The 23,226-nt window shown below is 74.8% G+C and carries 19 protein-coding genes and 1 pseudogene; 12 read left to right on the plus strand and 8 right to left on the minus strand.

Features of this window, described 5'->3' with window-relative positions:
* Nucleotides 1-84: 84 nt before the first annotated feature.
* The 3 genes and pseudogenes from murA to GA0070215_RS24320 form a co-directional block, all read left to right on the plus strand.
* A complete protein-coding gene (gene murA / locus GA0070215_RS24305) occupies nt 85-1,440 on the plus strand; it encodes a UDP-N-acetylglucosamine 1-carboxyvinyltransferase (protein WP_036345331.1) in 1,356 nt (451 codons plus the stop codon).
* A gap of 79 nt (nt 1,441-1,519) precedes the next feature.
* On the plus strand, nt 1,520-2,128 hold the full coding sequence (locus tag GA0070215_RS24310; RefSeq protein WP_018785362.1) for a DUF3043 domain-containing protein: 609 nt from the start codon (nt 1,520-1,522) through the stop codon (nt 2,126-2,128).
* A gap of 276 nt (nt 2,129-2,404) precedes the next feature.
* A pseudogene (locus GA0070215_RS24320) lies at nt 2,405-2,603 on the plus strand (cupin domain-containing protein); the annotation flags it as partial.
* On the opposite strand, the gene GA0070215_RS24325 reads toward GA0070215_RS24320, so the two are convergent.
* The 3 genes from GA0070215_RS24325 to GA0070215_RS24335 are packed head-to-tail and all read right to left on the minus strand — an operon-like array spanning nt 2,587 to nt 5,268.
* Nucleotides 2,587-3,564, minus strand: coding sequence for an ABC transporter ATP-binding protein (locus tag GA0070215_RS24325; protein WP_091050232.1), 978 nt, complete (start codon nt 3,562-3,564; stop codon nt 2,587-2,589). The pseudogene GA0070215_RS24320 and the gene GA0070215_RS24325 overlap by 17 nt on opposite strands.
* The gene (locus tag GA0070215_RS24330; RefSeq protein WP_091050294.1) at nt 3,561-4,361 is read right to left on the minus strand and encodes an ABC transporter permease; all 801 of its coding nucleotides are present in this window, start codon (nt 4,359-4,361) and stop codon (nt 3,561-3,563) included. Before GA0070215_RS24330 ends, GA0070215_RS24325 begins: the two co-directional genes overlap by 4 nt.
* A gap of 55 nt (nt 4,362-4,416) precedes the next feature.
* Nucleotides 4,417-5,268: an ABC transporter permease gene (locus GA0070215_RS24335; protein WP_018785367.1), complete on the minus strand. Its 852-nt coding sequence runs from the start codon at nt 5,266-5,268 to the stop codon at nt 4,417-4,419.
* A 3,126-nt stretch (nt 5,269-8,394) separates the two neighbouring features.
* On the opposite strand from GA0070215_RS24335, the gene GA0070215_RS24340 reads away from it, so the two are divergent.
* The gene (locus GA0070215_RS24340; RefSeq protein ID WP_244167129.1) at nt 8,395-10,482 is read left to right on the plus strand and encodes a WG repeat-containing protein; all 2,088 of its coding nucleotides are present in this window, start codon (nt 8,395-8,397) and stop codon (nt 10,480-10,482) included.
* 43 nt (nt 10,483-10,525) lie between these two features.
* Here GA0070215_RS24340 and GA0070215_RS24345 read toward each other — a convergent pair whose 3' ends face one another.
* Nucleotides 10,526-11,032, minus strand: a complete 507-nt coding sequence (locus GA0070215_RS24345; protein ID WP_091050236.1) for a cupin domain-containing protein — start codon at nt 11,030-11,032, stop codon at nt 10,526-10,528.
* 80 nt (nt 11,033-11,112) lie between these two features.
* Between GA0070215_RS24345 and GA0070215_RS24350 the strand changes: the two genes are divergently transcribed.
* Nucleotides 11,113-11,772, plus strand: a complete 660-nt coding sequence (locus GA0070215_RS24350; RefSeq protein WP_018785373.1) for a TetR/AcrR family transcriptional regulator — start codon at nt 11,113-11,115, stop codon at nt 11,770-11,772.
* A 44-nt stretch (nt 11,773-11,816) separates the two neighbouring features.
* A complete protein-coding gene (locus GA0070215_RS24355) occupies nt 11,817-12,815 on the plus strand; it encodes an aldo/keto reductase family protein (RefSeq protein WP_091050238.1) in 999 nt (332 codons plus the stop codon).
* Nucleotides 12,816-12,864: 49 nt separating this feature from the next.
* Here GA0070215_RS24355 and GA0070215_RS24360 read toward each other — a convergent pair whose 3' ends face one another.
* Together GA0070215_RS24360 and GA0070215_RS24365 are read right to left on the minus strand one after the other, a co-directional pair.
* Nucleotides 12,865-13,662 carry a site-2 protease family protein gene (locus GA0070215_RS24360; RefSeq protein ID WP_018785375.1) on the minus strand — a complete coding sequence of 266 codons (798 nt, stop codon included), beginning with the start codon at nt 13,660-13,662 and terminating at the stop codon, nt 12,865-12,867.
* Nucleotides 13,659-13,859 (minus strand): hypothetical protein, encoded by a 201-nt coding sequence (locus tag GA0070215_RS24365; protein WP_018785376.1) that lies wholly within the window; start codon nt 13,857-13,859, stop codon nt 13,659-13,661. Before GA0070215_RS24365 ends, GA0070215_RS24360 begins: the two co-directional genes overlap by 4 nt.
* Nucleotides 13,860-14,030: 171 nt before the next feature.
* Between GA0070215_RS24365 and GA0070215_RS24370 the strand changes: the two genes are divergently transcribed.
* From GA0070215_RS24370 to GA0070215_RS24385, 4 genes are all read left to right on the plus strand, one after another.
* Nucleotides 14,031-14,240, plus strand: a complete 210-nt coding sequence (locus GA0070215_RS24370; protein ID WP_018785377.1) for a hypothetical protein — start codon at nt 14,031-14,033, stop codon at nt 14,238-14,240.
* A gap of 48 nt (nt 14,241-14,288) precedes the next feature.
* Nucleotides 14,289-16,241: a bifunctional adenosylcobinamide kinase/adenosylcobinamide-phosphate guanylyltransferase gene (locus GA0070215_RS24375; RefSeq protein ID WP_091050241.1), complete on the plus strand. Its 1,953-nt coding sequence runs from the start codon at nt 14,289-14,291 to the stop codon at nt 16,239-16,241.
* Complete coding sequence (cobS, locus tag GA0070215_RS24380; protein ID WP_026267871.1) at nt 16,231-17,004, plus strand: adenosylcobinamide-GDP ribazoletransferase; 774 nt, start codon at nt 16,231-16,233, stop codon at nt 17,002-17,004. The genes GA0070215_RS24375 and cobS overlap by 11 nt, the downstream gene beginning before the upstream one ends.
* Before the next feature lie 63 nt (nt 17,005-17,067).
* The gene (locus tag GA0070215_RS24385; protein ID WP_018785380.1) at nt 17,068-18,357 is read left to right on the plus strand and encodes a DUF2314 domain-containing protein; all 1,290 of its coding nucleotides are present in this window, start codon (nt 17,068-17,070) and stop codon (nt 18,355-18,357) included.
* 7 nt (nt 18,358-18,364) lie between these two features.
* Here the strand turns inward: GA0070215_RS24385 and gcvT are convergent, their stop codons facing one another.
* On the minus strand, nt 18,365-19,489 hold the full coding sequence (gcvT, locus tag GA0070215_RS24390) for a glycine cleavage system aminomethyltransferase GcvT (protein WP_167361565.1): 1,125 nt from the start codon (nt 19,487-19,489) through the stop codon (nt 18,365-18,367).
* 166 nt (nt 19,490-19,655) lie between these two features.
* Between gcvT and GA0070215_RS24395 the strand changes: the two genes are divergently transcribed.
* Nucleotides 19,656-21,224, plus strand: coding sequence for a leucyl aminopeptidase (locus GA0070215_RS24395; RefSeq protein WP_091050244.1), 1,569 nt, complete (start codon nt 19,656-19,658; stop codon nt 21,222-21,224).
* Nucleotides 21,225-21,289: 65 nt separating this feature from the next.
* Here GA0070215_RS24395 and GA0070215_RS24400 read toward each other — a convergent pair whose 3' ends face one another.
* Entirely contained in the window at nt 21,290-21,619 is a 330-nt protein-coding gene (locus GA0070215_RS24400; RefSeq protein ID WP_018785383.1) for a hypothetical protein, read from the minus strand.
* 179 nt (nt 21,620-21,798) lie between these two features.
* Between GA0070215_RS24400 and lpdA the strand changes: the two genes are divergently transcribed.
* Nucleotides 21,799-23,190 (plus strand): dihydrolipoyl dehydrogenase, encoded by a 1,392-nt coding sequence (gene lpdA / locus GA0070215_RS24405; protein ID WP_091050248.1) that lies wholly within the window; start codon nt 21,799-21,801, stop codon nt 23,188-23,190.
* Nucleotides 23,191-23,226: the final 36 nt, after the last annotated feature.

Consider the following 23,226-nt stretch of genomic DNA (forward strand, 5'->3'; position numbering starts at 1 on the left):
TTTCCCATGACCGCGTTCCGGGTAGCGATGAACTTCGTGCGCCCATCACTAGACACGGCAGCACCCAACGCGCTGGAGGTTGCGTTGACCGACGACGTCCTGGTCGTACACGGAGGCACTCCGCTTGAAGGGCGGATCCGCGTGCGCGGCGCGAAGAACCTGGTGTCCAAGGCGATGGTGGCCGCCCTGCTGGGCGACACACCGAGCCGGCTGTTCGACGTGCCGCGCATCCGTGACGTCGAGGTGGTCCGCGGTCTGCTCGGCCTGCACGGCGTCAAGGTCAGCGACGGCGACGAGGAGGGCGAGCTCGTCTTCGACCCCACGAATGTCGAGAGCGCCAGCACCGACCAGATCAACGTGCACGCCGGGTCCAGCCGGATCCCGATCCTCTTCTGCGGCCCGCTGCTGCACCGGCTCGGCCACGCCTTCATCCCCGACCTGGGCGGCTGCCACATCGGCCCGCGCCCGATCGACTTCCACCTCCAGGCGCTGCGCGAGTTCGGCGCCACCGTCGAGAAGACCCCGGAGGGCCTGCACCTGTCCGCCCCGAACGGGCTGCACGGCACGAAGTTCGCGCTGCCGTACCCGAGCGTGGGCGCCACCGAGCAGGTGCTGCTCACCGCGGTGATGGCCGAGGGCGTCACCGAGCTGCGCAACGCGGCCGTCGAACCGGAGATCATCGACCTCATCTGCGTGCTCCAGAAGATGGGCGCGATCATCAAGGTGCACACCGACCGGGTGATCGAGATCCAGGGCGTCAAGCGGCTGCACGGCTACACCCACCGGCCGATCCCGGACCGGATCGAGGCGGCGAGCTGGGCGGCGGCGGCGCTGGCGACCCGCGGTCACGTCGAGGTGCTGGGCGCCCAGCAGGCCGACATGATGACCTTCCTGAACATCTTCCGGTCGGTCGGCGGCGAGTACGAGGTCACCGACCTGCGCCCGCCGCGCGGCGGCAGCCCGGGCCAGGAGGGCGGCATCCGGTTCTGGCACCCGGGCGGCGAACTGAACGCGGTGGCGCTGGAGACCGACGTGCACCCCGGTTTCATGACCGACTGGCAGCAGCCGCTGGTGGTCGCGCTCACCCAGGCCCGGGGCCTGTCGATCGTCCACGAGACGGTCTACGAGCAGCGGCTCGGCTACACCGAGGCGCTGAACACGATGGGCGCCAACATCCAGGTCTACCGGGACTGCCTCGGCGGCACCCCGTGCCGCTTCGGCCGGCGCAACTTCAAGCACTCCGCGGTGATCGCCGGGCCGAGCAAGCTGCACGCGGCCGACCTGGTCATCCCGGACCTGCGGGCCGGGTTCAGCCACCTGATCGCGGCGCTGGCCGCCGAGGGCACCTCCCGAGTGTACGGCGTGGACCTGATCAACCGCGGTTACGAGGACTTCGAGGCCAAGCTGGCCGACCTCGGCGCGCACGTCGAGCGCCCCTGACCGTCCCGCGTCCTCGATCGGCCGTGCCCGGTGCACCCGTGATGTGCACCGGGCGCGGCCGGTTGGCTACCCTTGCCGCGTGCCGTCGCTGTTTCGCCGCAAGTCCGCCGACCTCGTCGAGGAGTCCGTCACCACTGTGGCGACCGACGAGGAGTCCGCCGCCGCCCGCCCCCGGGGCTACACGCCCAGCAAGAAGGAGCTCGGGCAGGTCACGCCGAAGCGCCCGGTCGCCGGTCGCCGACCGACCGGGCCGGCCAAGCCGCTGACCAAGGAGGAGGCCCGCGCGCAGCGCCGTGCCGCCCGCGCCGAGGCCGCCGCCGAGTTCCGCCGCGAGGGCGGCCCGCGTGACCGGGGCCCGGAGCGGCTGCTGGCCCGCAACGTGGTCGACTCCCGGCGGACGATCGGCACCTGGTTCTTCGGCGGCGCGCTGATCGTGCTGTTCGGCTCCAACCAGGCCATGCCGCCGATCGTGCGGCTGCTGTCGAACGTGCTCTGGGGTGCGCTGGCCCTCGGCGTGCTGATCGACTCGATCCTGATCTCCCGGAAGATCAAGCGGCTGGTCCGCGAGCGCTTCCCGAAGAGCACCGAGAAACTCGGCTCGCTCTACTTCTACGCGATCATGCGGTCGATCACGTTCCGCCGGATGCGCGCACCAGCGCCGCGGGTGAACATCGGCGACCAGGTCTGACCGGACCGGCCCCGGATCGGCCCCTTCCGCCCCGGTGGGCCGGTGACGTCCGGCGGGGAGACCGGACCGCCGCCCGGCACGGCGGACGTACCGCGACGGCCAGCAGCGGCAGGGGCAGCGCGGCGAGCGCGAGCAGCACCGGCAGCAGCGGGGTCGCCAGCACGGCGAGACCGGCGCCGAGGAGCGCCACCCGGCTGGCCTCCCGGTCGCGCAGGCTCGGCAGCAGCAGGGCGGCCAGCCCGGCCGGGAACGCGGCGTCGAGCCCCAGGGCGGCCGGAACCCGGCGCGGTACGGCTCGCCGAGGCGCACACCCCGCGCAGTGTCGAGCACGTCGTGGTCGCCGCCGGGCGGATGCGGGACCGACCCGGTCGTGCTGGAGCCGGGCGACTACGCCACCTTCCCGGGCGACATCCCGCACCGGTACGAGGCGCTGGCCCCCGGCACCTTCGCCGTACTCGTCATGGAGCATCCATGAGCGCGGCCGGGGCCCGGTAGAGCCGGGCCACCACCTCCTCGATGTCCGGCTCGACGATCGAGATGTCCCGCAGCGTGGTCAGTCCGGCCAGCCCGGCCACCACCTCGGCGACGCTCGCCCGCTCCAGCGCGAAGACCAGCCGCCGCCCGTCCGCCTCCACCCGCTGCACCGGCGCGCCGGGCAGCACCGGCGGTTCGGGTAGCGCCGCGTCCAGCTCGGCGACCACCATCCGGCGCGAGCCGTACCGGCGGTGCAACTCGGCGATCGACCCGTCGTGCACCACCCGCCCGTGGTCGATCACCACGAGCCGCCGGCACAGCCGCTCGATGTCGGCCAGGTCGTGCGTGGTGAGCACGAGCGTGGTGTCCCCGGCCCGGCCCAGCTCGGCCAGGAAACCGCGTACCGCCTGCTTGCTGACCACGTCCAGGCCGATCGTCGGCTCGTCCAGGAACAGCACCTCCGGGCCGTGCAGCAGCGCCGCGGTCAGCTCGCCGCGCATCCGCTGACCCAGCGAGAGCTGCCGGACCGGGGTGTCCAGGAACGCGTCCAGGTCGAGCAGGTCCCGGCAGCGGGCCAGCCGGGCCGCGTGCTCGCCGGCGCGCACCCGGTAGACGTGCCGGAGCAGGTCGAACGAGTCCCGCAGCGGCAGGTCCCACCAGAGCTGCGAGCGCTGCCCGAACACCACCCCGATGCGCAGCGCCAGCCGCGTCCGGTCGGCCACCGGCCGCAGCCCGCACACCCGGGCCCGCCCCGCCGACGGGGTCAGCACGCCGGTGAGCATCTTCAGCGTGGTCGACTTCCCGGCGCCGTTCGGGCCGATGCAGCCGAGCATCTCGCCGCGCTCCACCCGCAGGTCGACCCCGTCGACGGCGGTCACCGTCCGCTTCTCGCGCCGCAGCGGCCCGGCCTTCACCCGGACCGTGAACTCCTTGCGCAGCCCGTCCATCTCGATGACGCTCATGACCCCGTACTCCGGTAGTGACGGACGCCGACGCGCCAGGCCAGGGCGGCCAGCGCCGCCGCGACCACGGCGACGCCCGGCGCGGCCCAGCCCGCCCAGGACGGCAGGCCGAGCGGGTCGGCGCGGCCCAGCAGCGCCAGCGCCGGGTGGTAACTGACGAAGGCGAACCCCATCCCGTACGCGAACAGCGCGCGGAACCAGCCGCCGTAGACGGTGATCGGGTACGAGGTGAAGTCGCGACCGCCGTAGGTCACCGCGTTTGCCAGCTCGCCCGAGTCGACCCAGTAGAACGACACGGTGGCGGTCATGACGAAGACCGAGCCGAAGAAGACCGCGGCGGCCGGCGGGGCGGCCACCGCCAGCGCGACCCGCCCCGGTGTCCAGTCGATGTCGGCCGAGACGAGCGCGAACAGCAGCACTGCGAGCCCGAACACGGCCCGGGACAGCTTGCGCAGCGGCAGGTCCATCAGCAGCAGTTGCGGCAGCGCCCCGAGCGGGCGCACCAGCACGGCGTCGAAGAGGCCGGTGCGCACGTACCGGGGAAGCCGTTCGATGTTGCCGACCAGCAGGTCGGCGGTGGCGAAGCCGCACGACGACAGGCCGACCACGACGAGCGTCTCGCGCAGCGTGAAGCCGCCCAGCTCCCGCGTCACACCGAAGATCACCAGGACGGTCACCACGTCGAACACGGTGGCGCCCACGTTGCCGACCAGGTCCACCACGAACGACGTGCGGTACGCCGCCTGCGAGCGCGCCTGCGCGCCGAGCAGCGCCCGGTACGCGCGCAACCCAGCCAGATCAGCCACCCCGGGCGCGCTGCCGCGCTCAGCCACCCCGGGCGCGCTGCCGCGCTCAGCCACCCTGGACCACCAGGCGGCGCTCGGCGCGGCGCTGGACCAGCCGGCACAGGGCCAGCAGCAGCACCGCCCAGCCGGCCTGCACACCGATCAGGGTGAGACCGGTGGACATCGGCTCCCGCTCGACGAGCACGTCCAGCGGCACCTGGAGGATGCTGGGGAACGGCGTGGCGTACCGCAGGACCGCCTCCAGCGGGCCGGGCAGGAAGCCCAGCGGGAAGTAGAGCCCGGCCAGCACGCCCGAGCCGAGCGTCCACAGGATCATCGGGCCCCGGACGTCCTGCAACCAGTACGCGGTGGCGTTGACCAGGTAGCGGCAACCGAAGCAGACCACCACCGCGAGCAGCGCGGAGAGCAGGAACAGCGGCACCGTGGCCCAGTGCCGGGGCAGGTACACCGCGAAGAAGAACGGGCCGACCACCAGCGGCGGCACCAGCCGGGCCAGCGACGCGAACCCGGCCCGGCCCAGGTCGGTGGCGAGATAGCTGGTCACCGGGTGCACCGGCCGCAGCAGGTCGGCGGCCACCTCGCCGGTGCGGATCCGGTCGGCCAGATCGGTCCAGCCCCAGATGGCGATGACCGCCAGCAGCCCCTGCCCGGCCCAGACGAACGTGGCGAGCTGGGCCCTGTCGTACCCGGCCACGGTGCCCGCCGCGCCGGTCGCCGCGAGGAAGACGTAGCAGCGTAGGAAGCCGAACACGGTGTTTGTGCACAGCCCCGCCACGGCGGCCTGGCGGTAGGTCGCGTGCCGCCGGAACCCGGCCGCCGCGATCGCGCCGAATGTCCGAAACCATGGGGTAACGTGTGCGCCGGTGGGCGGTGCCACAGTGGCGGTGACCGAGCCCACGCCGTTACCCTCCTTCCGCAGCCACGACGTGCTGGACCGGGCGACTGTACCGGCATGTCCGGCGCCCCAGCGCGAGATTTTCCGATGAGGTGACACCGCCGTGAGCGAGCGACGCGAGCCGGCCCCGGGGCCGTGCCACGCGAGCGGCGGGAGGGGTTGCCGATGAGTGGCTGGGGCAGCTGGCGCGAGCCGGCCGAACCGGCCTGGGCCGCCGAGCCCACCCACGAATGGCAGCCGCAGTTCCCCGGGCAGCGCTACCCCGGCGACATCGGCATCGAGAACCTGACGCCGCGCCCGCGCGCCGTGGTCGGCCGCGCCGAGGTACGCCCGGTCAGCCCCGCGCCCGGCGAGGACGCGCACCCGGTGAGCCCCGCCGGTGCCTGGCCCTCGCGGGACGAGAGCGGGCGGCCGGTGAGTCCGGCCGGTCCACGTGACGCCCACCCGGTCAGCCCGGCCGGTCCACGCGGCGCGTACCCGACCAGCCCGGCGGTCCCGCCCGGCGCGTACCCGACCAGCCCGGCGGTCCCGCCCGGCGTACACCCGACCGGCCCGGCCGGGCTACGGGGCGCGCATCCGGACGGACCGGCAGGACCACGCGGCGGGCACACAGACGGGCCGGCCGCCTCGCGCTGGGCGTACCCGGTCGGTTCCGCCGGTCCCGGCGGACAGCGCCCGCCGGGACCGGGCGAGCGGCGCGGACGTTCGGACGGCCCCGGCGCGGACGGCCGGGAGCCCCACCGCCCCGGTCCGCCGCCGGAGCGGCTCGACCAACGCTGGGTACGCCCCGACGGACCCCCGCGCCGGGCCGTCCAGCCCGGCTGGATGGCGGAGCCGAACGAGACCCCGCACCCCGCCCCGCGCTGGACCGATCGCCCGGCGGACGGCAGGCGCGCCCCGGCCGACGGTCGTCCGGCGGCTTCCGGCGAACGATGGGACTCGCCCGACGGTCACCAGGACCACTTCCCGGGCGGGCGCCGCGAACCCCGGCCCGACGGGCGCCACCGCCCGTTCGCGGAGCCGTCACCGAACGATCCCGACCGTGGTCGGCGTGGTCCCGGCCTCGACCGGCGCGACGATGCGGTGCCACAGCCGGAGCGGAGCGCGGCCGGCTGGAGCGAGCCGGGCCGGCGGGAACCCGGCTGGAGCGGGCCGGGTCGCGACGAACGGCGTGAACCCGGCCGTGACGGCTGGCGGGAGCCCGGCCCGCGTCCCCCCGCGGACCGGCGAGAACCGGCGGGTGGCCGGTGGGACGACCGCGCGCCGGGCCGCGAGGCTGCCGCGTATCCGGACACCCGGCGCCGGGTGCCGGAGAACGGGCGGCCCGCGCAACCCGACCGCCACGTCCCGCAGGGACACCGTCCGGCTGACCCGCCAGCCACCGCCCCGACACGGCCGGGCGCCGACCAGCGTTGGCAGCGCCCGCCGGCCGACCGGTCCCGCCCGCACCAGGGCGAGTGGCCGATCGTCGAGCCACACCCCCGGCCGGAGCCCGACGCGCACCGGCCGGACGAGCGGCACCGCCCGACCGTGGATCGGCCGGTACCGTCCCGGCACCCGATGCCACCCGCCGACGCCCCACGCCCCGACGCGCGCCGCCCCGAACAGGACGGTTCTCCTCGTCCGGACCCACGCGACGCCCGGCCTGCCCGCCCTGGCACCCAGCCCGGCGGCACCGGTCATTCTCAGCCGCACGCCTCCCGGCCGTCCCCCGCCCCGGCGCGCCCGGACACCGCCCCGTCACGTGCGGAGGCCGGTGGCGCGCAGCCGGAGCAGGACCGTCGCCGGTCGGACGGGGTCGCCGCCCGTCCGGATCAGCAGTGGCCGGTACGGCCCGACGAGCGCCCGTCGGCGTCCCCGGCCCAGACGGCCCCACGCCCGGACGGGTCCTGGACGGCGTCCCCGGACCAGACGGCCGCACGCCCGAACGAGCCCGGGACGACTCGGCCGGACGAGCGCCGGACACCGCCGGACGCACCGACGACGGCGCGGCCCGGGCAATGGCCCGACGCTCGTCCGGTCCGTGGAACCGACGGCCGGGCCGCACCCCCGGCCGTGTCGGCCGGACACCCGCCCGCCGACGCCCGTCCCCGTCCCGTCCCGGCGGCGCCGGATCCGCCCGCTGCAACCCGCCCGCCCGTGCACCCCGGCGACGGTTCGCCGTCGACCGGCGACACCCCGCTACGGCCCGTGCCGCCTGCCGATGCGGACGAGCAGCAGCGGATGCCGGCACCGGCCCCGTTCGATGTGCCTTCCGGTCAGACGTTCCGCGCGCCCGCGGGCCCGATGGCCGGCACGCATGCGGGGCCCACTTCCGTCGTGCCCGCGGGCCCGACGGCCGGCACGACTGCGGATTCCCGGTCCGGCGTGCCCGCTTCCGCGAGCCCGGCGACCAGCGCACCCGTCTCGGGCGTACCGGAATCCAGCAGGCCCGTCTCCGGGGCGCCCGCCGCGGGCATGCCGGGCGCCGACGCGCCTGTCTCCGGTCCGGCCACGCCGGTCGCCGGCCGGCCCAGCGACGGTACGCAGACTCCGATCGGCACCGGAGGGGCGCAGCGAAGCGGGGAGCCCACCCGCCCCACGCCGTCGCGGGGACGGACGGAGGAGCCGCAGGGCCCGGCTCCAGCCGTGCCGGCCACCGGCACCCGACCCGTGCCGGGCCCGGATGCCAGCCGTCGCGACGTCGACGCGTCACCCCGGGCGTTCACCCGGTCCACGCCGGACACGGACGCCGGCCGGTCCGAAGCCGACGTGCCCGCCCAGCCCGCGCAGGGCACGGATCGCCCCGGAGCCGACGCGCGCACCCGGCCCACCCAAGGCACAGATCGCCCCGAACCCGACGCGCCCTCCGACGGTCTCGGAGCCGAAGCGTCCCCGCACCGCAGCGACGAGCCGTCGGAGAACGGCCGCTCGGGAAGGAAGACCGGCCCGCCCTCCCCCGGCGCGAAGGCGTGGTTCCAGCCGGCCCAGCCCGCCCGGCCCGCAGAAGCACCGGAGCCGCCGGAGATCTTCCGCGATTCCGGCCCCTCTGGGGGCCGTTTCGTACCAAGATCTCTGTCCGACCACGACTCGATCGAACGCCCCGCCGTGGTGGCGGCTGCTCCGGAAGCCGTGACGGAGGCGCCGGGCGTGACGGAGACGGCGGGCGTGACGGAGACGGCGGGACTCGATGCCGCAGCAACAGCGGCAGGTGCTCCCGCGCCGGGGCCGAGCGCCGGTCCGGTACCAGCGTCCACCGCCGACCCGGCCGCGCCCCTGCCCGACTCTGCACCGTCCCCGATAGCTACGCCGTTCCCCACCATCCCACCGGGCGACGCTGACCCGCCGCTCCCGGCCGCCGCTTCGCCCGGCACCGCCGACAGACGTCAGGACGGCGCGGCACCGCAGGCCACCGCCGACGAGACGGCACCGCAAACCACCGCCAACCACCCGGCAACGCAGGCCACCGCCGATCCCACGGCACCAGAGACCACCACCGACCGTCCGACACCTGAGACGGCCACCGACCACACGGCACCAGAGACCACCGCCGACCGCACCGGGTCCGCCCCGCCCGCTCCTCAGCAGGTCGGCACGGCGGCCGACGCCGCGCCCGCGCGGCCTTCGCCCACCGCTGAGGAGATCGCCGCCCCCGGCATCGCGCCCGCCGAGCACGGCGGCGCCCCGGCCGGCACCGCGGGCACCGGCCCGGCCGAACAGCCACTCGCCGACACCGGCCACAGCGACGCCGTCGGCGACGGGCCAGAGCGCGCCGACGACCACGAACACGCCCCGCCCGCGCAACAGAAACAGGCGCCGACCCACGACGGCGGCGCGGCCGACGCCGACGAGGCGCGGGAACCGCGTACCCCCGACGCCGCAACCGGCGACGACGCGGGCCCGGCGGCGGAGGCCGAACCGCCGTCCCCGGTGGAACCGGAGCAGGCCCTCGCCGCGGTCGGCTGGGAACTGGATCCGCGTACGCTGCGCGAGCAGGCCCCCGACCCGGCCCGGTTGCGGATGATCCGGGACGGGCTCACCGGCAAACTGGACACCACGCTCGACAACCGGAGCCGGGCCCGGCTGCTCAGCCTGCGGTCGGTGGCGTCCCGGATCCTCGGTGACCTGGACGACGCGCTCGCCGACGCGCGGCTGGCCGTCACGTACGCGGAGGCCACCGGCGAGTTCCGGCGGACCGCGCTGGCCCGCGCGCGCCTCGCCGAGGCGCTGCGGTGGCGGGGGGACCACGCGGAGGCGGACCGGCTCTTCGCCGAGGCGAACTCGCCGGAGCTGCCGGACCGGCTGCGCGCGTTGCTGCACGAGCACGCCGGGCGGTGCTGCTACGACCAGGGGCGGCTGACCGAGGCGTGCCTGCACTTCGAGCGGGCGCTGGACCTGCGTCACGGCGAGGACCCGCAGCTCGGCGCCCGGGTCGAGGTGGCGCTGGACGCGGTCGCGGAGCGGGCCGCCGCGGACGGTTTCGGTCCGCCGCCGCGCCGGCCCGAGGAGGTGCTCGGCACCCCGCGCCTGCCGGTGGCGACGTTCGACGAGGAGCAGCAGCTCTGGGGGTATGCGAACGCCGACGGCGAGATGGTGATCGCACACCGGTACGCGGAGGCGCAGCCGTTCCACGAGGGGCTGGCCTGGGTACGGCGGCCGGAGGCGTCCCGGTGGGCGCTGATCGACACGTCCGGCACGGCGCTGATCGAGGCGAACAACGGCTACCGGTCGGTGGTGCCCTTCTCGGATGGGCTGTCCTGGGTGTCGATGGACGGCAAGGGCCGGTGGATGGCCGTCGACCGGATGAACATCGTGAAGATCCCGCCCGGGTACGAGGAGGCGCGGCCGTTCCGCAACGGCCTGGCGGCGGTACGGCAGAACGGCGGCTGGGGCGCGGTGGACCTGACCGGCGAGGTGGTGGTGCCGACCCGCTACCACCGTCTCGGCACGTCGCTGGTCGACGGCCGGGAGGTCGACGGGTTCACCGCGGACGGACTGGCGGTGGTCGAGCTGGCCGGCCGCCGGGGCGTGGTGGACCGGGCCGGCCGGGTGGTGGTGACACCGGCGTACCCGACGGTGGTGGTGCACCCGGTGGCGTTCCTGGTCGCCACCGAGTCGGGCCGGTGGGGCGCGCTGGACCGGCGCGGCGAGCCGCTCATCGACCCGGTACACCCCGGGCGCACGGCGGTGGTCGCGGAGATCGACCGGCTGCTCGCCGACGCCAGCCCGGTGCTCTGACCAGCGTCCGGCACGCCACCCGCAGCGGCGGCGCCCCGGTCCGTCAGCGACCGGCGCCCGGGCCGGCCGCTCCCGCCGTCGGCGGGGGGCCGAGCAGCTCGATGCCGTTGCGGGCGGCGGCGTGTCCGAGGGCGGCCGGGTCGATCGGCTCCGGGTCGGGCAGCCGGCGGTGCAGCGCGGGTACGCCTGCTTCCGCGGCGAATCGCTCGAACCCGGCCGGGGTGGTGATCTGGAGCGCGCGCAACGGCTCGTCCGGGCCGACCACGAAGGTGTGCGGCAGGCCCACCGGCAGCAGGACGAAGTCACCGGGGCCGGCGGCGAGCGTCTCGCCGTCGCAGTGGAACCGGGCGGTGCCGGACAGCAGGTAGAACATCTCGTCCTCGACCTGGTGGCGGTGCAGTGGCGGGGCGAAGCCGGGCGGGTTCACGAACTCGGCGACGGTGAGGCGGTCCCGGGTGTGCCGGCCGCCGGCCTTCAGCGTGCAGAGGTTGCCGAGGAACCAGTACGCCTCGCCGTCTTCGGGGCCGAGCAGGTAGGGGCGGACGGACATGAGCAGCCTCCAATTTCAGTGAATGCGAGAACATTCGATAGCCAGCAGTCTAGTGAATGCATTGTTAGTATCGCGAGGTCATGGCTGGAGTCAAGGACGGCAAGGCGACGCGCCCCTACCGCTCGGCGGTGCGCGAGGAGAGCGCCCGGCGTACCCGGCAGGCGGTGGTGCGGGCGGCGACCGACCTGTTCGTCACGCGCGGCTACGCGGCGACGTCGCTGGCCGACGTGGCCGCCGAGGCGGGCGTCGCCCGGCCCACCGTGTTCGCCGTGTTCGGCTCCAAGGCCGCCCTGCTGCGCCAGGTGCTCGACGAGGCGCTCGCCGGTGACGACGAGCCGGTGCCGGTGGCGCGCCGCCCCTGGTTCCAGCCGGTCTGGGAGGCGGCCGACCAGGGCGCGGCGCTCGACGCGTACGCCGGGGTCTGCACGCTGATCGGCCACCGCGCGGCCGGCGTCTTCGAGACGGTGCGCCGCGCCGCGGACGAGGCGCCCGAGGTGGCCGAACTGTGGGAGACGCTGCTGCGCAACCGCCGCGCGGGCGCCGACATGGTGGTCGACCGGCTGCTCAGCCTGGACGGCCCGCTCCGGCCGGACGCGGGCACCGGACGCGCGGTCGACGCGCTGTGGTTCTACAACGACCCGGCGCACTACGCGGCGCTGGTGCAGCGGTGCGGGTGGACGGAGGAGAGTTTCCGGCGGTGGCTCGCCGCCCGGATGCGCGACGCGCTGCTGGGGGCGTGAGCGCCGGACGGCGGCCGGGACCGGGCGGGTCTAGGGTCGGGAGCATGGAATTCCGTCACCTTGGCCGCTCCGGCCTGATGGTCAGCGAGATCTCGTACGGCAACTGGATCACCCACGGCTCGCAGGTCGAGGAGGACGCGGCGGTCGCGTGCGTCCGCGCCGCCCTCGACAGCGGCATCACCACGTTCGACACCGCCGACGTGTACGCGGGCACCCGCGCCGAGTCGGTGCTCGGCCGGGCGCTCAAGGGCGAGCGCCGCGAAGGGCTGGAGATCTTCACCAAGGTCTACTGGCCGACCGGTCCGGGCCGCAACGACCGGGGCCTGTCCCGCAAGCACATCATGGAGTCGATCGACGGCTCGCTGCGCCGCCTCCAGACCGACCACGTGGACCTCTACCAGGCCCACCGCTACGACTACAGCACGCCGCTGGAGGAGACGATGGAGGCTTTCGCCGACGTCGTACGCTCCGGCAAGGCGCACTACATCGGTGTCTCCGAGTGGAGGGCGTCCCAGCTGCGCGAGGCGCACGCGCTCGCCCGCGAGCTGCGCATCCCGCTGATCTCGAACCAGCCGCAGTACTCGATGCTGTGGCGGGTCATCGAGACCGAGGTGATCCCCACCAGCGAGGAACTGGGTGTCGGCCAGATCGTCTGGTCGCCGATGGCCCAGGGTGTGCTGTCCGGGAAGTACCTGCCCGGCCAGCCGCCGCCCGCCGGCTCCCGCGCCACCGACGAGAAGTCCGGCGCCGGGTTCATCGCCCGGTTCATGACCGACGACGTGCTCACCCGCGTGCAGCGGCTCAAGCCGCTGGCTGAGCAGGCCGGGCTGACCATGCCGCAGCTCGCCGTGGCCTGGGTGCTCCAGAACCCGAACGTCTCCTCGGCGATCGTCGGCGCGTCCCGGCCGGAGCAGGTGCACGACAACGTGAGGGCGGCGGGCGTGCGGCTCGACGCCGACCTGCTCAAGGCGATCGACGAGATCGTCGAGCCGGTCACCGAGCGGGACCCGGCGAAGACCGAGAGCCCGGCTCAGCGCCCGTGACGTCGCGTCGTTCCCGGGCCGGGCTCGCACCGGCCCGGGAACGACCCGGTCAGCTCTCCCAGAAGCGGATCAGGGCGTAGCCGATCTGGTACAGCTCGCGCGGCAGGCCGAGCGCGTCGCCGACCGCGAAGACCGCGCCGAAGAACACCCGGTTGATCTGCGGGCTCCACAGCAGCGCGAACAGCAGGATGAAGCCGTACGGGGCGAACAGGTCGTACATCCGCCGGTAGGCGGGACTGAGCCACGGCTGGAGCATGTTGCCGCCGTCCAGGCCCGGCACCGGCAGCAGGTTGAGCACGCTCGCGGTGAGCTGGAGGAACGCGAGCAGCCCGATGCCGGCCCAGAACTCCAGCGGCCCGCCCAGTTCCGGCCCCCACGCCACCGCCGCCACCAGCAGCAGCGTGAACAGCACGTTCGTGGCCGGCCCGGCCAGGCTGACGAGCGTGTGCCGCAGCCGGCCGGGGATGGCGTGCCGGTCCACCCAGACCGCGCCACCGGGCAGGCCGATGCCGCCGAGCAGCACCACGACCACCGGCAGCACGATCGACAGCAGCGGGCTGGTGTATTTCAGCGGGTTGAGCGTGAGGTAGCCCCGGTGCGCGATGTCCCGGTCACCGGCCCGGTACGCGACCACGGCGTGCGCGTACTCGTGCAGGCACAGCGAGACCAGCCAGCCCGAGACGACGAAGAGGAACACGTCGAAGCCGACGTTGCCGTACCGGTTCCAGGTCATCACCCCGGAGGCGACGAAGAGCGCCACCAGGGCCAGGAAGATCGGGCTCGGCCGGAACGCCGCCCGGGGCACGCCGAGGACCAGCGGCTCACCGGGGCGGTCGTAGCCGGTCATTCGGCCGGGGGTTCCAGGCTCATCCGGTAGTCCACCCGGTCGTCCTCGACCAGCGCGACGGAGGTGACGCCGGATGCCGCGAGCTCCCGCCAGGTCTGGCCGATCCACGACTCGGCGTCCGCCTGGCTCGTGAACGACTCGGCGGGTCCGTCGACCGCGTCGCCGTTCGCGCCCTCGTACCGCCAGCTCCACGCCATGCCGCGTCTCCCCTCGCCGCCGTCCCGTCCGGGACGAACCTCCGCAAGCGTAGTCGCCCGCCCACGACGCTTCACCCCTCGACCGGCGCGGGCCGACGCGCGGGTGCCCGCAAGGTTCGGCCGTCACCAGCGGGGTATCCACGCCGGACGTCGTCAGCGAGGGAGGACACCATGCGGCCGTTGCGGGAGATGGACACCGAGGAGATACGGGCGATGGCGGTACGCGGCGGCATCGAGGCGGCCCACGAGATGGACCGGGAGGAGCTGCTCGACGCGCTCCTCGCCCGCCCCGGCGAGGGAGCCTGGCAGGAGGATCCGAAGCCGGTTGACGTGAATCCCAACGACTATCGCTTCGAGGCCCCCGAGCGCCGACCGCGATGACCCACCTCTCACTGCCAGGCCCGGGCGGCGGCATCTAAGGTACGGGGCATGTCCGTTGACGGGTGGCACACCCTCCTGGTGCTCGGCGGTATCCGCTCCGGCAAGTCCGAGTTCGCCGAGTCGCTGGTCGCCGACGCGCCCACGGTCCGGTACGTGGCCACCGCCCCGGCCGGCGATCCGGAGGACACCGAGTGGGCGGCCCGCCTCGCGGCGCACCGCGCCCGGCGGCCGGGTAGCTGGAGCACCGAGGAGACCGCGGCGGACCCGGGCCGGCTGGTCGAGGTGATCGCCGCCGCCGGGCCGAACGACACACTGCTCGTGGACGACCTCGGCGGCTGGGTGACGGTGCTGCTCGACCCGGTCCACCAGCCGGCCGACGACACCGCCACGATCGCCGAGCTGGCCGCGGCGGTGCGGTCCAGCACGGCCCGGCTGGTGCTGGTCAGCCCCGAGGTGGGCCTGTCCCTGGTGCCCACCACGCCGCTGGGCCGGGCGTTCACCGACGCGCTCGGCGCGACCAACCGGGCGGTCGCCGACGCCTGCGACGCGGTCACGCTCGTGGTGGCCGGTCAGACCGCGTGGCTCAAGCCGGCCACCCCGGCCACCCCGGCCCCCGCGCACGCCGTGCCGCCCGCCGCCGCGCCGCCCGAGGCCGCGCCGAGCCACGCCGCGGCGCCGCAGACCGCAGCGCCCCGAGCCGCGGCACCCTGGACCACGGCCGCGCCGAGCCAGGCCGCACCTGACCAGGTCACGCCGGCCGGTCTCGGCGCCGCAGACCTGACACTGCCCGAGGTGCTCACCCCGGCCGCCGCCCCGGCGCCCGCCCCGGCCGCCCCCGACGCGCCGGGTACGGGCGACTGGGCCGCACCGACCATGGCGCTGCCGATGATCGCCACCGGCCTGGTCATCCAGCCGGGCATGGAACTGCCGATGCCCGACGACTACACCGGGCCGCAGGCGGTCGACCGGCTCGCCACCCTCGACATTTCCGGCGCCGGTCTCGGCGTGCTGGAGCAGGTGGTCGGCTTCGCCGCCGCCACCCAGGGCACCTCGACGCCGCGTCCGTGGGACTCCGTACGCGTCCTGCTGATCCGGGGCGACCACGAGGGCGGCGCGTCGGCCGGCGCGACGCCCGGAGCGTCGGCCCGCCGCGCCCGGCAGGCCCGCGCCGGCCGGGGCGCGCTGGCCCGGCTCGCCGCCGAGAACCGGGCCGGCCTGCAGATCGTCGAGGCGCCCGTGTCGGCGCCGATGGAGGACGGCCCGGCCCTGCCCGCCGACGAGGTCGAGGCGGCCCTGCGCTACGGCTGGCGGCTCGCCGAGCAGGCCGCCGACGCCGGGGTGCAGCTGCTGGTGCTCGCCGCCTGCGGCGCGGGTGCCGAGGCCGCCGCCGCGGCGGTGCTCGCGGCCACCGCGGGGGCGGAAGCGCCGACCGTACTCGGCCGGGTGATCACCGAGCAGGGCGAGATCGACGACACCGCGTGGATGGTCCGCTGCGCGACGGTACGGGACGCGCTGCACCGCACCCGGCGCTCCGCCCGGGAGGCCAAGGACGTGCTGGCCGAGCTGGGCGGCGGCGACATCGCACTGGCCACCGGTGTGCTGCTGGGCGCCACCGCCCGCAAGGTGCCGGTGCTGCTGGACGGCCCGGTCGGCACCGCCGCCGCCATGGTCAGCCGCGACCTGGCCGGGCAGGCCCGGCACTGGTGCCTGCTGCCCGACCACGGCGGCCGTCCGGGCGTGCGGCTCGCCGCCGACGTGCTCGGCCTGACCCCGCTGGTGGACCTGCGGCTGGACCTGGGCGAGGGGGCGACCGCGCTGGCCGCGCTGCCGCTGCTGCGCTCCGCGCTGACGCTCGCCGCCACGCTGCCGGCGCACCCGTCGCTGGGCGGCCCCGACGACGACGGCGACGAACCGGACTTCGCCGAGCCGGAGCCGGCCGGTCCGGGGCCGACCACGGTCGGTGCCGACGAGCCGGTCTCCCCCGGCCGACGTGCCGACTGACGCGCGGCTCGCCGACGGCATCCGGCTGGCGCTCACCACGTTCACCACCCTCCCGGTACGCGCCGGCCGGGTCGACCGGGCCGCCGCCGGGACCGCGATGGCGCTCGCTCCGCTGGTCGGCGCGCTGCTCGGCGCCGTACTCGGCGGGGTGCTGCTGCTCACCGGCGCGCTCGCGCCACCGCTCGTCGCCGCCGTGGTGACAGTCGGGCTGGGTGCGCTGCTCACCCGGGGCCTGCACCTGGACGGGCTGGCCGACACCGTCGACGCGCTCGGCTCGTACCGGCGCGGCCCGGCCGCGCTGGAGATCATGAAGCAGCCGGACGTCGGCCCGTTCGGGGTGGTCGCGCTCGTGGTCGTACTCCTGCTGCAGAGCGCGGTGCTCGCGGAGCTGGCCGGCCGGGACGCGCTCGCCGCGGTCGCGGCGGTGGTCGCGGCCACCGCGGCCGGGCGGCTCGCCGTCGGCCTGGCCTGCCGGCGTGGCGTGCCGGCGGCCCGGCCGGAGGGCCTGGGCGCGCTCGTCGCCGGCACTGTGGGGTGGGCCGCCCTGACGCTCGGCGCGGTCGCCGTCGCGCTGGCGGCCGTGCCCGCGGTGCCGGACCGGCCGTGGCAGGGGCCGCTCGCCGTGCTCGGCGCGCTCGCCGTCGCGGCCGGGCTCCTCCGGCACCTGGTACGCCGCCTCGGCGGCATCACCGGCGACGTGCTCGGGGCGCTCGTGGAGATCGTCACCACGCTGTCCTACCTGGGACTGGTGCTGACCGGCTGAACGCCACCGGTCCGGGCGGGTAGCGTTCGGGGCGATTGCACCGGCGCGGTCGAGGGGGACGGCATGCTCATCACGGACGACTTCCTGCCGGTACCGGTGCCCGAGTCGCTCGACGCGACCTACCTGGTGCCGATCACCGGGCTGCCCAAGGTGAGCCCGAAGACCGCCGTGGACGGCCTGGCCGGCCGGCTCGCCGAACCGGTCCACGGGCTGGCCCGGCAGATGCTCGACAGCCCGCTGATGACGGTGGACACCCGTACCGTCGACGAGTTCCCCGAACTGCCGCCGGACCTGCTCACCGCGTTCGGCGCCACCGAGGAGCAGCTGGCCCGGCTGGCCGCCGCCACCCACCTGGTGGTGGTGCAGGCCGAGTACCGGCCGGGCTGGCCGCCGGCGCACGAGTGGGCCGCCCGCGCGGTGGCCGCGGCGGTCGCCGAGACGGTCGGCGGGGACGTGGTGGACGTCTTCGGGCTCCAGTTCCTCGACCCGGCGGCGGCGCTGCGCTCGCTGCCCGACGACCAGGGCCGGATCCGGCTCGTCGACTGGGTGCTGGTGCCCTACTCCTCGGACTCCGACGGGCTCTGGTTCACCACGAAGGGGCTGCGCCGGTTCGGGCTGCTGGAGTTGCAGGCGCAGGGCGTACCGGACCACCTGACCCGGGCGTGGGGCGCGGTGATGACCGGCGCGGCCCGGCGGCTGCTGCGGGACTGGACCGACGGGCTCGCCGGCGACGAGGTGCCCGCCTTCGTGCAGCTTCCGGTGCTGGCCACGGTGACCGGGCACGACATCGCCGTGGCGTACGGCAATCCGGAGCAGCACGGCGCGACCGCGCCGGTGCTGCTGCGGCTGGAGCTGGACCCGGCCACCGACCCCGACGCCGACTCGTTCCTGAGCCTCAACCCGCCGCCCGGGCATCCGGGACCGCCCGGCCGCTACTTCGCCGCCGCCTGCGCGACGCTGTTCAACGGCATCCAGCCGGACGTGCGCTACACCCGCACCGGGGACGCGATGAGCCGCGCGGTGGAGACCGCCCGCGCCGCGCTCGGCGACATCCGGGCCCGCTTCCTGGCCGGGCGGCTGCCCGAGGAGAGCCAGCTCGTGGTCAAGTACGGCCTGCCCGGCGACGACGGCCCCGAGTACGTCTGGGCCGGGGTGACCTCGTGGGACACCCCGGAACGGATCGTCGGCGCGAGCGCCAGCGACGCCAACACCGACCCGAGCGTGCGGATCGGCTCCCCGGTGGTGGTGGAGGCGTCGGACGTCGTCGACTGGGCCGTGCTGGACGGCACCGGCGTGCTGGAGGGCGGCTGGACACAGGCAGTCCTCGACGCCGGTGAGCGCGGCGAGGACTGACCCGGGCTCAGCGCACCGAGGGCTCGACGAACGGCGGCCTGGTCAGGCGCATCCGGGCACGGCGGCCCCGGATGTCCACCTCCAGCTCGTCGCCGTCGGCCCGCTTCGGGTCGGTGTCGACGAGCGCCAGCGCGACGCCGTGCTTGAGCGTCGGGCTGAACGTGCCGCTGGTGACGGTGCCGACCTGCCGGTCGCCCGCGTACACGGTCATGCCGGGGCGCGGGATGGCCCGGTCCACGGCGGTGAGGCCGCGCAGCGTCCGGGCCGGACCGGCGGCCTTCTCGGCGAGCAGCGCGTCCCGGCCCCAGAACGCCGCCTTGTCCCAGCCCACCGCCCAGCCGGAACGGCCCTGCACCGGAGTGATCTCCAGGGACAGATCCTGCCCGTGCAGCGGGTAACCCATCTCGGTGCGCAGCGTGTCCCGGGCGGCCAGGCCGCAGGCCCGTACGTCGTCTGCCGCGGCGAAGATCGCGTCCCAGACGGCGACCGCGTGCTCGGCCGGGACGACCAGCTCGTAGCCCAGCTCGCCGGTGTAGCCGGTGCGGCACACGGTCAGCTCCACCCCGTCGAGCGTGGCGGTGGAGAAGCTCATGTAGTCGTGGGCGGTGGGCAGGCCGAGCACGCCCAGCAGCTCCGCCGAGCGCGGCCCCTGGACGGCGAGCACCGCGTACGCCTCGTGCTCGTCGGTGACTGTGACGCCCTCGGGCGCCGCGGCGCGCAGCCGGCGGGTGACCTCGGCGGTGTTGGCCGCGTTGGGCACCAGGAAGACGTGGTCCCCGGCGTGCAGGTAGGCGATGATGTCGTCCACCACGCCGCCGGTGGCGTCGTCGCAGCAGAGCGTGTACTGGGCCTGGCCGGGCGCGATCCGGCCGAGGTCGTTGGTGAGGCAGGCGTTGACGAAGTCCGCCGCGCCCGGCCCGGCGACCCGGATCTTGCCCAGGTGCGAGACGTCGAACACGCCGACGCCCTCGCGGACGGCCGTGTGCTCCTTCAGCACGCCACCACCGGCGTACTCGAGCGGCATCTGCCAGCCGCCGAAGGGGGCGAACTTCGCGCCGAGCGCGGTGTGCCGCTCGTGCAGCGGGGAACGGCGCAGCCGGGTCTCGGCGGCGTCGGAGGTCACCTCGGTCATGGGTGGCAACTTACCGGCCCGGGCCGCTGTGGTTAGCATCGGCGGGATCCCGTCGGCACGCATCGGCGGGACAGCCACGACTCCCGGCGGGTAGGTTGCCGCCGGAGAGACCTTCACCGCCGGTACGCGACGACGCGGCCGGCCCGGCCCGCCCGGAGTAGCTTTCGTGACATCGCCCCGCACCACCCTCAGCCTGGTCGACACCGACCCCGCCGAACTCGCCGTCGACGCGATCGTGATCGGCGTGCACAGCCAGACCACCGAGCCGGGCAACGGCGCACCCGCCCACGCTTTGCTGCTGGCGAGCGGCGGGGAGAGCATCGCCGCCGCGTTCGACGGAAAGCTGACCGAGACGCTGGCCCTGCTCGGCGCGACCGGTGGCCCGGGCGAGGTGATCAAGCTGGCCACGCTGGGCACCGTGTCCGCCCCGCTGGTCGTGGCGGTCGGCCTCGGCCCGGAGCCCGCCGGTGCCGCCCCGGCACCGGAGTCGCTGCGCCGGGCCGCCGGTGCCGCGGTGCGGGCGCTGGCCGGCGCCCCGCGCGTCGCCCTGGCCCTGCCGCTGCCCGACGACGCCGACGCCCCGGCCGCCCTGCGCGCGGTCGCCGAGGGCGCGCTGCTGGGCGGCTACCGGTTCGCCGGCTACAAGACCAAGCCGCAGCCGGCCCGGCGCGAGCCGGTGGCCGAGGTGCTGGTGGCGGTGCCGGACGCGGCCGACGCGACCGCCCAGGCCGAGATCGCGCGGGCGCAGGCGGTGGCCGGCGCGGTGCGGACCAGCCGGGACTGGGTCAACACCGCGCCGAACGAGCTGCGTCCCCCGGCGTTCGCCGACGCCGTCTCCGCCGCCGCCCGCGAGGCCGGACTGGAGGTCGAGGTGCTGGACGAGGCGGCGCTGAAGGCCGGCGGCTACGGCGGCATCCTCGCCGTCGGTCAGGGCTCCGAGGCCCCGCCGCGGCTGGTGAAGCTCACCTGGACGCCCGAGGGCGGCGGCAACGGCAAGCGGGTCGCGCTGGTCGGCAAGGGCATCACGTTCGACACCGGCGGCATCTCGATCAAGCCGGCGCAGGGCATGTGGGAGATGAAGTCGGACATGGCCGGGGCGGCGGCCGTCGGCGCGGCCATGCTGGCGGTCGCGGCGCTCAAGCCGTCGGTGACCGTCACCGGCTACCTGCCGATGGCGGAGAACATGCCGTCGGGCACCAGCTACCGCCCGGGCGACGTGATCAGCATGTTCAACGGCAAGAAGGTGGAGGTGCTCAACACCGACGCCGAGGGCCGGATGGTGCTGGCCGACGCGATGGCGCGGGCCTGCGCGGACGGCGCGGACTACCTGTTCGAGACCTCCACGCTGACCGGCGGGCAGGTGATCGCGCTGGGCAAGCGGATCGCCGGTGTGATGGGCACCCCGGAGCTGTGCGAGCGGGTGCGGGTCGCCGGTGACGCGACCGGCGAGCCGGCCTGGCCGATGCCGCTGCCGGACGACGTGCGCAAGGGCATGGAGTCGGACGTCGCGGACATCTCGCAGGTCAACGCCGGGATGGACCGGGCCGGGCACATGCTCCAGGGCGGGGTGTTCCTGCGCGAGTTCGTGACCGACGACGTGGCCTGGGCGCACATCGACATCGCCGGTCCGGGCTACCACTCGGGCGAGGCGACCGGCTATTGGACGAAGGGCGGCACCGGTGTGCCGGTGCGGACGCTCGTGCACCTGGTCGAGGACGTCGCCACCAACGGCTGACAGGTAAGGAAGGGCCCCTTCTTAACGCCTGGCGTTGTAGAAGGGGCCCTTTTTAACACAAGCGTTCAGAACAGCTCGGGCCGGCGCTTGCGGCGCTCGTTGTAGTCGCGCATGCGCTGCGGGTAGCCCATCAGCCGCACGTCGTAGATCGGGATCGCGATCCGGTGCGCCCAGCGGCGGGCCTCGTCCGGCCCGCCGACGCGCCGCCGGGTCCACTCGCCGTCGTCGGCGATCAGCATGATCGTGGTCTCGGTGACCGTCGTACGGGGCTCGATGTACGCCTCGACGCCCTTGCGGGTCCGGACGAAGTTCTCCAGATGGTCCAGATCGGCGCGGTCGGCGGCGCGGTCGCGGCTCGCCGGGACCGCCCGCTTGCGTCGTCGGAACAGCCCCACCGAATCCACTCCTCCCCCACCGCCGTCATCGAGGTCGGTGCCAAGGGTACGTGTCGCCGACGTGTCGTTGGGCACCTCGGTACGCGCTCGGTCCGTGGTGGTGACAAGATGACCGAGGTGGGGTGTACCTGTTACTCCGCCGTAACCCCCGATGCAGTGACGCGACCTGGGAGTTGGATGTGAGCGAGCCGAACGACACGACCTTCGACATCGTCATCCTCGGAGGTGGTAGCGGCGGCTACGCGGCGGCGCTGCGTGCCGCCCAGCTGGACCTCTCCGTCGCCCTCATCGAGAAGAGCAAGCTGGGCGGGACCTGCCTGCACAACGGGTGCATCCCGACCAAGGCGCTGCTGCACGCCGCCGAGATCGCCGACCAGACCCGCGAGTCCGAGCAGTTCGGCGTGAAGGCCGAGCTGGTCGGCATCGACATGAAGGCGGTCAACTCGTACAAGGACGGCGTGATCTCCCGCCTGTACAAGGGCCTGCAGGGCCTGGTGGGCAGCAGCAAGAAGATCACCTTCGTGGCGGGCGCCGGCAAGCTGGTCGGCAAGAACGTCGTCGAGGTCGACGGCAAGCGCTACACCGGCCGCAACGTCGTGCTGGCCTCCGGTTCGTACGCGAAGAGCCTGCCCGGCCTGGACGTCGACGGCGAGCGGATCATCACCAGCGACCACGCGCTGACGCTGGACCGCGTCCCGTCGTCGGCGATCGTGCTCGGCGGCGGTGTCATCGGCGTCGAGTTCGCCAGCGTCTGGAAGTCCTTCGGCGTGGACGTGACGATCGTCGAGGCGCTGCCCCGCCTGGTCGCCGCCGAGGACGAGGAGTCGTCGAAGGCGCTGGAGCGGGCGTTCCGCAAGCGGAAGATCAACTTCAAGGTCGGCAAGCCGTTCGAGAAGGTCGAGAAGACCGACAAGGGCGTGAAGCTGACCATTCAGGGCGGCGACACGGTCGAGGCCGAGCTGCTGCTGGTCGCCGTGGGCCGCGGCCCGAACACCGCCGGCCTCGGCTACGAGGAGCAGGGCGTCAAGATGGACCGCGGCTACGTGCTGACCGACGAGCGGCTGCGCACCAGCGTGCCGAACGTCTACGCGGTCGGTGACATCGTGCCCGGCCTGCAGCTCGCGCACCGCGGCTTCCAGCAGGGCATCTTCGTCGCCGAGGAGATCGCCGGAAAGACCCCGGCCGTGATCGACGAGGCCGGCATCCCGCGCGTCACCTACTGCGACCCGGAGCTGGCGTCGGTCGGACTGACCGAGGCGAGGGCCAAGGAGCAGTACGGTGCCGACAAGATCAAGACCTACAACTACAACCTGGGCGGCAACGGCAAGAGCCAGATCCTCAAGACCGCCGGCCACGTGAAGCTGGTCCGGGTGGACGACGGCCCGGTGGTCGGCGTGCACATGGTCGGCGCCCGGGTCGGTGAGCAGATCGGCGAGGCGCAGCTCATCTACAACTGGGAGGCGTACCCGGCCGAGGTGGCGCAGCTCGTGCACGCCCACCCGACGCAGAACGAGGCTCTGGGCGAGGCGCACCTGGCCCTGGCCGGCAAGCCGCTGCACGCGCACGCCTGACACGACAACCGCGGCGTCCGGCGACGGGCGATGATC

This window comes from Micromonospora marina (assembly GCF_900091565.1).
GTDB lineage: Bacteria > Actinomycetota > Actinomycetes > Mycobacteriales > Micromonosporaceae > Micromonospora > Micromonospora marina.

Bases quoted from the DNA above. Each gene is read 5' to 3' on its own strand.
- GA0070215_RS24355 (WP_091050238.1), top strand. From the start codon at position 11,817: ATGGAATTCCGTCACCTTGGCCGCTCCGGCCTGATGGTCAGCGAGATC.
- GA0070215_RS24360 (WP_018785375.1), bottom strand. From the start codon at position 13,662: ATGACCGGCTACGACCGCCCCGGTGAGCCGCTGGTCCTCGGCGTGCCC.
- GA0070215_RS24325 (WP_091050232.1), bottom strand. From the start codon at position 3,564: ATGAGCGTCATCGAGATGGACGGGCTGCGCAAGGAGTTCACGGTCCGG.
- GA0070215_RS24365 (WP_018785376.1), bottom strand. From the start codon at position 13,859: ATGGCGTGGAGCTGGCGGTACGAGGGCGCGAACGGCGACGCGGTCGAC.
- GA0070215_RS24370 (WP_018785377.1), top strand. From the start codon at position 14,031: ATGCGGCCGTTGCGGGAGATGGACACCGAGGAGATACGGGCGATGGCG.
- GA0070215_RS24375 (WP_091050241.1), top strand. From the start codon at position 14,289: ATGTCCGTTGACGGGTGGCACACCCTCCTGGTGCTCGGCGGTATCCGC.
- gcvT (WP_167361565.1), bottom strand. From the start codon at position 19,489: ATGACCGAGGTGACCTCCGACGCCGCCGAGACCCGGCTGCGCCGTTCC.
- GA0070215_RS24385 (WP_018785380.1), top strand. From the start codon at position 17,068: ATGCTCATCACGGACGACTTCCTGCCGGTACCGGTGCCCGAGTCGCTC.
- GA0070215_RS24345 (WP_091050236.1), bottom strand. From the start codon at position 11,032: ATGTCCGTCCGCCCCTACCTGCTCGGCCCCGAAGACGGCGAGGCGTAC.
- GA0070215_RS24350 (WP_018785373.1), top strand. From the start codon at position 11,113: ATGGCTGGAGTCAAGGACGGCAAGGCGACGCGCCCCTACCGCTCGGCG.